This is a genomic window from Ulvibacter sp. 2305UL32-6, assembly GCF_058148545.1.
The window spans coordinates 1-832 of record NZ_JBYVKA010000054.1; the positions used below are offsets into that span (position 1 = coordinate 1).

Annotated in this window: 2 protein-coding genes; both read right to left on the reverse strand. The window is 34.3% G+C overall.

Features of this window, described 5'->3' with window-relative positions; genetic code table 11:
• Positions 1-209: hypothetical protein (locus tag ACY2RU_RS17670; RefSeq protein WP_490139807.1), on the reverse strand; the 209-nt coding region annotated here is incomplete at its 3' end.
• 28 nt (positions 210-237) lie between these two features.
• The coding region (locus ACY2RU_RS17675) for a hypothetical protein (RefSeq protein WP_490139808.1) at positions 238-832 on the reverse strand (595 nt) is incomplete at its 5' end.

Genomic DNA, 832 nt, shown 5'->3' on the forward strand with positions numbered 1-832 from the left:
TCTTTAAAGCTAGCATATAACGTGTTTGTATAATGCCAGTGGCGTTTCTTGGCTCGCTGTGGCTCAACCAAATTTGCGGTAGCAAATGTTGGCAGCGGCGTCGACGCGTGCGACTCGGAAGCCACGGCGAAGCCGTTTACTGGTTTATTCGGAATTAAATATACGTTTTTAAATTGTAGGAGTTTTAATTCATTAACTAGCTTAGCCATTGGCTTTATACGGTGTTACCCAACGTTTTTATTCTGTATAATTAAATAGATCAACTCGTTCAAATTCGTCATAAATTTTAATAATTCCTTTCTCTCTTGAATAGTAAATTGTATTTCGAATGGATCTTAGTAAGTATATCTCTGAATATATTATTCCATCCACCTCAGTATTTGTCAAAATTTCATTTTGATATTCGTAAGCATAATCTACACTTCCAAAGCATTCTCCAAGATTGAAGATGATTTCAAATTCTCCGCGCCGCTTTGCTGTGATTATCAATTCACCAGTATAACAATTTGAACTGTCTGTAAAACGATATGTTCCTCTTTCAAAATATACTTTCGCTGGTCTACCGAATGCAATATGTCCTGATGGACCACCGCCGCTTTTAAAACGTTCAACTTCGTTCTTGGTTATTGTTAAAGTAATTGTTTCTTGACTGACATTATTTCTTAATTTAAAACTCTCATTTATGTCATATACTAGAAAACCCTTTGCCTCCTCCGTCAAATTAATAAAAACATCATCTGGTGAACAAGACTGTAGAGAAAATACAATCAGTATTAATATTTTATAATTTTTGAATATATTCTTCATGAAAATTTGGTTCAAAATGTTGGGT